Here is a 9373-nt window from a genome sequence, read left to right on the forward strand (position 1 = left end):
GCCGACGTATGACATCCGCCTGGAATCCGCCCAAGCACATCCCCGTTTTCTTCGACATTCCGGACACGCCGCCGCAGCGTCGAATCAGAATCCGCGACGGCATGTCGCCGCTACGCCTCTCGGCGTCGATCATCCGATCGGCAGGCTGGCATGCGGCACTCGGGTGCCTGCTCCTGGTGCTGTACAACACCGCGACGACGCTCGTTCCGCTGGCATTGGGTGCAGCCATCGACCGCGGCATCGGGCCGGTCACCACGGGCACCCCTGCCGGTGAGGCCGTCCGTGGGTTCCTGCAGTGGCTTGCCGTCATCGCAGGCCTCTATGTGGTCATGAACTTGACGTATCGCTTCGGCGGGCGCATCGGGTGGTTCGCTGTACAGCGTGCGAAGTACGAGCTGTCGTCGCGAGTGATCGAGCGCATCCTCGACGCACGCGGAACCGCAGGCGGACCGCAGCTGCCAGGGCGGCTGCTGTCGGTGGCAACCTCCGACAGCGACCGGGCCAGCAGCGCAATCTATTTCGCGGTGTATCCACTCGGCCATATCGTCGCGATCGTCGTCGCGGCTGTGTCGCTCTTCGCCATCCACCCGGTTCTCGGCTTGACCGTCATACTCGGGTCGCCATTGCTGTTGGCGCTCATGGCGGTTGTCGCGCGTCCACTGCAGAGACGCGCAGAGGAAGAACAAGATGCCGTCGCGGACGCGGCAGGCATCGCCGCCGATCTGGTGTCCGGCTACCGAGTGATCACGGGCATCCACGCTCAGCGCGCCGCCACTGACCATTACCGAGGCGTGTCCCGATCGGCCCTGCGCGGCACACTCGCGGCCAACAGGGCAGAGGGCGCGGTCATCGGCATCAACAATGCGCTGACCGGTCTGTTCGCGGGCGTGGTGACCGTCATCGCTGCGATGCTCACGTTCAACGGCTCCATCACGATCGGCGGCCTTATCGCCGCTGCCGCCATGGCCCAGGTGCTTCTCGATCCGCTGAGAAGTCTCATCGAGGACGCCGCAACGTTGGGTGCGATGGTGTTGGCGTCGGCAAAGCGTGTTCTCGATCAACTGCACATCGGCCCCGATCCGGAGGCGCTCGGAACCGCTCCGATCCCGGAGTCCCCGACGCTTCGGATCCACTCGCCCCAGATGACCGACCCGATTCTCGTCACGCCCGGCGAGTTTCTCGTGATCGACCCGTCCGCGATCGATGCCGACGGGCTCGTCGCCGCGATGACCTTGACCTCGCGCGGCGAGCAAGACAAGACCCCGGGCATCACACTCGACGGACGTCCCTTGCGAGAACATGACCCGGCCGAGGTCCGCCGCCGGATACTCGTCTCACCCCATCAGCCGGACCTCCTTGAACCGACGTTGTTTGCCAACGTGGCGTCCGCGGAGGCAGTTCCGGGGTCGGCCGAGCACACCAGCGCCCGCGGCGCGCTGCAGGCAGCCCGCTGCGACGGCCTGGAGCACGAACTTCGCGACGGCTACGACACCGATATCGGCGACGGCGGCAGAACCCTGTCCGGTGGCCAACGCCAACGCGTCGCACTCGCCCGCGCACTGCATCGCCGTCCGCCGGTACTCGTTCTGCACGATCCCACGAATTCCGTGGACTCGGCCACCGAGCACGACATCGCCACCAGGGTACGTTCAGCGCGAGAAGGATTGACCACGATCGTCATCACGTCCTCGCCCGCCTTTCACGCAGTGTCCACGCACAGCATCGCAGGAGAACATTCGTGAGCGATACCGAAATGCAGCGCCTGCCTGTCGCCGACTGGCGCGAGATGCGTAACGAGATAACAGAACTCGCCGAGGGCAAGAAGCTGAGGATCGCGGGCATCCTCCTACTTCTGCTGATCTCGGCAGCCACGACGCTCGTCCTCCCACTGACCATCGGGTGGATCGTCGACACGGTCACCGCCAGTGAAGCGTCGGTAATTCCAGCGGTGTTCTGGTGGCAGTTGACTGCACTGGTGGCCGCTGCCCTCATCGGCGGCGGCGTCGAGTTCTTCGGCATGGTGGCGCTCGGACGCGTCATCGACACGATGGTCGCTGACCTGCGCGAGAAGTTCATGGCGGCGACACTGGATCTGACGGAGACCGAGGTGGAACGAGTGGGAGTCGGAGACATCGTGACTCGTGCCGCATCCGACACGCGGAACGTATCCGACGAACTCCCAGCAATTCTGCCGACGCTGTCAGCAGCGATCTTCACGATCGTGCTGACCGTCATCGGGGCAGCGGCCATCGACTGGCGCTTCGGCATCGCATTCTTGCTTGCCGCGCCGTTGTACGTACGGGCATTGAGGTGGTACCTCCCCGCGGTGCCGCCGGTGTACGGCGCACTGCGCTCGGCAGACAGCACCCGCGGCGAACGCGTACTCACCACACTCACGGCGCTTCCAACCGTTACCGCATTTCAGGCGGGCGATGCACGTATCAACGACATCCAGAGCGCAACATGGGACGTGGCACGTTGGGAGGTGCGCGCTCGAATCATGCAGAACCGTTTCTTCAGCCGCATCAACCTCGCCGAGGCGGTCTGCCTGCTCCTGATCGTCGGATGTGGTTTCGTTCTGGCTGCGCGGTACGGCACGTCACTGGGTTCGATCACCGCCGCCTCGCTGTTGTTCCTGCAGGTCACCGGACCGATCTCGATGCTGATGTTCGTCATGGACGACTTGCAGTCCGCCGCAGCATCTCTCGCTCGGGTCGTGGGTGTCACGAAGAACTACGCCGCCCCGGCCGCCGCGCCGGACTCGACCGTGAGGCGAACCGGCCCCGTCGTCTCGGTTCGTGACGCATCCTTCTCCTATCTACCGGAGCACCCCGTGCTGAACGGCGTCGATCTGACGCTCCACACCGGGGAGCACCTCGCGATCGTCGGCACGAGCGGTTCGGGCAAGACAACGCTCGCCCGTCTGATCGCCGGCGTGCGTGAGCCGAGCGGCGGAACCATCGAGGCATCGGTACACCGATCGCGGATCGCGTACCTGAACCAGGAGGGACGAGTCTTCTCGGCAACACTGCGCGAGAATCTGGCGTTCGCCGCGCCGGATGCTTCGGACGAGTCACTTACGCACGCACTGTCACTCGTCGGCGGGGATGTCCTTCTCAGCTCGCTCCCCGGAGGCCTCGACACCGAACTCGGCGAGGAAGGTCACCGCATCACCGCGGCGGACGTTCAGCTGATCGCGCTGGCCAGGCTGGTCCTGCACGACCCCGCGGTGGCGATTCTGGACGAGGCCACAGCAGAAGCAGATTCGCGCAACTCGGCTCTGCTCGACGAGGCCACAGCGAAGGCACTACATGGCCGGTCGGCGATCGTCATCGCGCACCGACTCTCGCAGGCGCGTGCGTGCGACCGTATCGTCGTCCTCGAGCGCGGGTCCATCGTCGAGGAAGGCACCCACGACGAGCTACTCGATGCCGCGGGCCGATACGCCGAACTGTGGGCCGTGTACAGCGCCGACATACAACCCCATTCAAAGGTAAGGCTAGGTTAAGCTGAGCTAGGTTAGGCTATCAATCTCAGCCTCGCCGGACCTACGCCGAGGAGCACCCGTGAAGACCTGCATCGCCACCGTGTCACTCGGCGGAACGCTCGAGGACAAACTCGACGGCATCGCCGCGGCAGGCTTCGACGGCGTCGAAATTCTCGACGCCGACCTGACGGCTGCATCATCGAGCACCGCAGACATCCGTCGGCGATGCGACGACCTCGGATTGACAGTCGACCTCTACCAACCGTTCAGGCGCGCCGAAGGTGTCACCGAAACCGAATTCGCCGACGTACTCCTACGTTTCCACCGCGAAAGCGACATCATGGAGGCGCTCGGCGGAGATGCAATCCTCGTCGTCTCCAACACCGACGACGACGCCATCGACGACCGAGACCTCTCCGCCTCGCAATTGCATGCGCTCGGCGAGGCCGCAGCAGAACACGGCGCCACCGTCATGTTCGAAGCGCTGGCCTGGGGCACCCACATCAACCGCATCGCCGACGTCGAAGATGCACTGAGGCGCGCCGACCACCCGTCGTTGTCACTCGTCGTCGACACCTTCCACCTCTATGCGGCGGGAGACGGAATCGAACAGATCCACGCCCTCGACCCCCGCGGTATCGGCTTTCTTCAGGTCGCCGACGCCCCGTGGATGGATCTCGAGCTGATCCAGTGGAGTCGGAATCACCGCTGCTTCCCCGGAGACGGCGAGTTCGACGTACTCGCCCCCGTGGCCGGCGTGATCGAAGCCGGGTACACCGGTCCGCTGTCACTGGAAATCTTCAACCCTGGATACCGCGAACGCCCCGCAGCCGACGTCGCGGCACACGGGGCAGAATCGCTCGACGCTCTGATTTCTCGTCTGCAATACACCACAACGTGAGTGGAAATGTAGGCCTGGCCTACATTTCCGCTCACATAGGAAGGGATAGATGACCGCGTCCACTCACGACCTCGCACCCCTCGTCCTGGACGGAGTCGTCCCCTATCCACCGGAGTTCGCGCAGCGCTATCGGGATGAGGGCATCTGGGTGGACCAGACGTTCACGGAGTTTCTGTTCAGCTCGATCGAGCAGCACTCGGAGGAGACTGCACTGATCTTCGGTGACACCCGAATCACGTACGGCCACCTGGGCGAGCGGATTCTGACGATCGCGGCCGGGTTCGAGCGTCTCGGAATCCGGCGCGGCGAGCGCGTCGTGGTCCACCTCCCGAACATTCCCGACTATGTGGCGCTGGTGTTCGCACTCTACGAGATCGGCGCAGTACCCGTCCTGACCCCGGTCGCGTTGCGCCTGCACGAAATCGGTTACATCGTCGAAGAATCCGGTGCCCGCGGGTACATCGCCACCGCCGCGCACGACGGGAACGATCTCGCAGCCCTCGCAGCCGAGCTGAAGTCGACGTCGTCCACACTCGAACACACGATCATCGTCGACGCCGATGGACTTGAACCGCTTCTTGCACAGGGCACACTGGAACATCGTCGACGATCGCTCCCGTCGGACGTCGCTTTCCTGGCATTGTCGGGAGGCACGACCGATCGCCCCAAGCTTGTCCCGCACACCCACGAGACGTACCTCGCCTCCGTACGGGCGGCAGCCGCGATGACCGATATCACCTCGGACACAGTGCAACTCGTCGTGCTACCGATGTCGCACAGCTTCGCGATGCGCTCCCCCGGTTACCTGTCCACTCTCGCTGCCGGCGGCACAGTCGTCATGGCGCCCAACGGGAGTCCGGACGTGAGCTTCCCCCTCATCGCCGAGCATGGTGTGACCATCGTCGCGCTGGTCCCCCCGCTCGCGCTGGCGTGGTTGAACTCGTCTCTGAAAGAGCGATACGACCTGTCCACGCTCGCCGTCATCCAGGTCGGCGGGGCGAAGTTCAGCCCCGACTCGGCGCGACGAGTTCGGCCCGAACTCGGAGCGACGGTCCAGCAGTCCTTCGGCATGGCCGAGGGCTTGCACACCTTCACACGACTCGATGCCGACGAGGACATCATCACCACTCGCCAGGGGCGCCCGACCACCGACTACGACGAAATCCGCGTCGTCGACTCTCATGGCCAGAATGTCGACAGAGGCACCGCCGGTGACCTTTTGACCCGTGGACCGTCGACCATCCGCGGTTACTACAACGCCCCTCAGCACCAGAACGTGTTCACCGAGGACGGCTTCTACCGCACGGGTGACATTGTCGTCCAGGGCGCCGACGGTTACCTGACGGTCACCGGACGCTCGAAGGATCAGATCAACCGTGGCGGGGAGAAAGTCGCACCCGCAGAGGTGGAAGACCTGCTGCTGGCGCACGAGTCGGTCCACGAGGCGTCCGTCCAGGGCATTCCCGACGCCGTCCTCGGTGAGCGTGTCAAAGCATTCCTGCTCCCACGCGAGGGTGTGGATCCGAAATCGTTGTCGCTGCCCAAGGTTCGGCAGTTCCTGAAGGCCAAGGGGCTCGCGACGTACAAGCTTCCTGACGTCGTCGAATTGGTCACCGAGTTCGAGCGCACCGCCGTCGGAAAAATCAGCAAGAGAAAGTAGAACCGCTTCGCGTGTCGACGAGTGTGGGGCCGGATTCTTTCCCGGCCCCACACTCTCGCGTCCCTATGTTTTCTGCGCAGACTGCTGCAGGTCCTCCAGAACCGCAAGCCAGCGTTCCAGCCGTGGATCCTCTGCCAACACGATGTAGTCCACCTTCTCCACCCCTGCGCTGCGCCACTGCTCGACGAGTTGCATCACGCGCACGGAATCCATTCCCTGCTCGCGCAAATCCAATTCGTGGTCGAGCTCGTCGACCTCCACGTACAGTACGTTCGCCACATCTTCTTGTACCTGTTCGCTGCTCAGTGTCATTGCTGTTCGGCTCCTTCGTCGCCTGGTTCCAGTAGTCGGGAGAGCTGCGCACCCCAGTGGGCTCGTCCGCGCGCGGTGAGGATCACCGACGTGTGGTTTTCGCCGTCGGCCACAGTGATCACGGCCCGCGGGAGATGGACACGCCAGGCGCCCCGTCCAGCGGTGAGCCCCTCCGCCTCGGAGTTGTCGATGGTTTCCCCGGCCAACACGACGAGCGAGCCGCAGTCGAGTCGGCCGCTGGTCGGTTGAGCCATGAGTTGTTCACATCGGTTGCCGGACACCGCAAAGGCTTTGACGAGCGTCTGGTTCGCAAACAACGCGCGGCTTCCCTCGTCGCCGAGAATGGCCAGCAAGTCCTCGCGTCTGCTTTCCAGGTACTCCAACTGGGCATCCCGGTCGTCGACGAACGACACGTCGGGCGCAGGCGTCTCGGGGGCGCTGGTCGGATAGGTGTCGAGGATCGTCAAGGAATGGATCTCCTCTCCTCTCGAGCGAAGCTCCTGTGCCACGGCGAACATGATGTGTCCGCCGTAGGACCAGCCGAGCAGGTCGTACGGCCCGGTCGACTGCACACGCTGCACCGCATTCGCGTAGACGACCGCCAGTTCGGCGAGCGTGTCGAATTCGATGTCGACACCGCCGTGTGCCGGGTCCTGCAACCCCACGATCCCCAGCCCGTCCGGCACGTAGTCGGCCAACACGTCGTACGCAGCAGCATCGCCGCCGTACATCGTGTGCGCACAGAACAGAGAGCGCCCGGACGAGGACGACGACAGCGGGACGAGTATCGCATCGGCGACATCGGTCGAGGTGACCGTACTCGCGGCGCGATCCTGCGCTGCGGCAGCCAGACCTGCGACGGTCGGGTTCCGGAGCACGTCGTTCAGGAGCAACGACGTACCGATCTCCTCATTCGCCCGAGCGACCAACCGAACAGCGAGCAACGAGTGCCCGCCGAGACGGAAGAAGTGGTCGTCTGCGGCGAGCGTGATGTCGTCCGCGAGTCCCAACACCTCGCGGAACAGCCGCCCGAGTGCTTTCTCCGCATCGGTCTCGAGTTCCTGTCCGCCGGTCAGTGCTCCGGTGAGGTCGGGTGTGGGGAGGGCGCGGCGGTCGAGTTTGCCGTTGGGGGTGACCGGGACGGTGTCGATGGAAATGAACACCGTGGGGATCATGTAGTCCGGTACCCGTGCGGTCAGATACTCCCGGAGTTCGCCGTCGGTGATCTCGGTGCCGACGTAATAGGCGGCGAGGTATTTGTCATTGCCGCCGGGGTGGTCGGCGGCGATGACGACCGCGGTCGAGACGGCAGGGTGCTGCTGCAGGACGGTGCGGATCTCGTCGAGTTCGATGCGGAAGCCGCGGATCTTGACTTGGTCGTCGGAACGGCCGAGGTAGTCGAGTTCACCGGCGTGGTTCCAGCGCACGAGATCGCCGGTGCGGTACAGACGCTGCCCGGATCCGGTAGCGACGAACCGGGACGCCGTCAGATCTGTGCGGCCGATGTAGCCGTCGGCGAGTTGGACACCACCGAGGTAGAGCTCTCCTGTCACGCCGATGGGGACGGGTCGTAGCCACGAATCCAACACCCGCACGACGGTGTTCGCCACCGGTGTTCCGATGGGCACGGTCACCACGTCGGCCAACGCAGAAGCGTGGACGGGTGCTGCGGTGACGTCGACAGCGGCTTCGGTGGGGCCGTAGAGATTGTGCAGGTCGGCGCCGGCGAAGAGGTGGTCGGCGGCGGCGGCGGTCGCGGCGGGGAGGGCTTCGCCGGAGAAGAACACTCGCCGCACCGAGGTGAGGTGTTCGGGGTCGGGTGTGGCGGTGAGGAATGCAGCGAGCATGGCGGGCACGAAGTGCAGGACGGTGATCTGGTGGCGGTCGATGACCTCGGCGAGATACGACGGGTCTTTGTGGCCGCCGTCTTTCGCGACGACGAGGGTGGCGCCGATGACGGCGGGGAGGAAGAATTCCCAGACCGAGACGTCGAAGACGGCGGGGGTTTTCTGCAGGATCCGATCACCGGGGCCGAGTCCGTAGTCCTCGGCCATCCAGGTGAGGCGGTTGATGATCGCCTGGTGGGAGATCATGACGCCTTTGGGGCGTCCGGTGGTACCGGAAGTGAACAGGACATACGCCGTGTCCGCGGGGGTGAGGGCCCGCGCCAACACCGGTGCTGCACGCTCGCCGCGTGCCAGGCGTGCCGAGACCGCCGGGTTGTCGAGCAACTCTGCGGTGATGACCACTGTGGGTGACGCATCCTCGAGGATGTGCCCGACCCGCTCATCCGGGTAGTCGGGGTCGATGGGTACGTACGCTGCCCCGACGCGGATCACCGCCAGTAGTGCGGTCACCAAATCCACACTCCGCGGGAGTTGAACGGCGACCCGGTCCCCCACCTGCACTCCACCGTCGACGAGCACATGCGCGAGCGCGTTGACGCGGGCATCGAAATCGGCGTACGACCAGTGCGTTCCGGTGTCGTCGATGACGGCGAGCGCATCCGGAGCGACAGTCACACGGTTCGCGATCAACGCATCTACCGTCGAATCCGCCACCGGCACAACCGGACCCGCCGAGAGTGCGTATATCGGGTCCGAATCGGAGGCGGGCAGGGCATCGAGTGCGGACAGTCGGGTCTCCGGCGCGGTGACCAGTGTCTGCAGGACGCGTTGGAATGTTGCGATGAATCGGTCGATGGTGGCGGCTGTGAACAGTTCGGTGGCGTAGGTGAGGGAGCCGACCATACCGTTCGTGGTGTCGCCGAGGTCGAGTTCGAGGTCCGTCTTGGCCGCACCCAACCCCGTCGCCGCACCCAACTCCGTTGCCGCGCTGACCGGAAGCTCCGATTCGACCAGGCCCGGCAGCAACGAACCAACCTCACCAGTTTCGTCGTCGATATGAGAGGTCGTGTGGGTGAGGAGGATTTGGAAGAGGGGTGTGCGGTTGGTGGTGCGGGGTGTGTTGGTGGTGCGGGTGATGTGTTCGAAGGGTGCGTGTTGGTGGGCGA

At 64.7% G+C, this 9373-nt stretch carries 6 protein-coding genes; 4 read left to right on the forward strand and 2 right to left on the reverse strand.

Annotated elements, in window-relative coordinates:
- The first annotated feature begins 8 nt into the window (after positions 1-8).
- Genes CH293_RS04785 through CH293_RS04800 form a run of 4 tightly spaced genes read left to right on the forward strand, consistent with a single transcriptional unit; the run spans position 9 to position 6048 of the window.
- On the forward strand, positions 9-1742 hold the full coding sequence (locus CH293_RS04785; RefSeq protein WP_037104965.1) for an ABC transporter ATP-binding protein: 1734 nt from the start codon (positions 9-11) through the stop codon (positions 1740-1742).
- Complete coding sequence (locus CH293_RS04790; protein ID WP_255122696.1) at positions 1739-3508, forward strand: ABC transporter ATP-binding protein; 1770 nt, start codon at positions 1739-1741, stop codon at positions 3506-3508. Before CH293_RS04785 ends, CH293_RS04790 begins: the two co-directional genes overlap by 4 nt.
- A gap of 58 nt (positions 3509-3566) precedes the next feature.
- A complete protein-coding gene (locus tag CH293_RS04795) occupies positions 3567-4388 on the forward strand; it encodes a sugar phosphate isomerase/epimerase (protein ID WP_094719517.1) in 822 nt (273 codons plus the stop codon).
- A 49-nt stretch (positions 4389-4437) separates the two neighbouring features.
- On the forward strand, positions 4438-6048 hold the full coding sequence (locus CH293_RS04800; protein ID WP_094719518.1) for a (2,3-dihydroxybenzoyl)adenylate synthase: 1611 nt from the start codon (positions 4438-4440) through the stop codon (positions 6046-6048).
- A 63-nt stretch (positions 6049-6111) separates the two neighbouring features.
- Here the strand turns inward: CH293_RS04800 and CH293_RS04805 are convergent, their stop codons facing one another.
- Positions 6112-6360 (reverse strand): phosphopantetheine-binding protein, encoded by a 249-nt coding sequence (locus CH293_RS04805; protein ID WP_019667398.1) that lies wholly within the window; start codon positions 6358-6360, stop codon positions 6112-6114.
- Positions 6357-9373, reverse strand: a 3017-nt coding sequence (locus CH293_RS04810) for a non-ribosomal peptide synthetase (protein ID WP_141217137.1), incomplete at its 5' end; no start/stop codon positions are given. The genes CH293_RS04810 and CH293_RS04805, both read right to left, overlap by 4 nt.

This window comes from Rhodococcus sp. 14-2470-1b (assembly GCF_002259415.1).
In the GTDB taxonomy this organism is placed as follows: domain Bacteria; phylum Actinomycetota; class Actinomycetes; order Mycobacteriales; family Mycobacteriaceae; genus Rhodococcoides.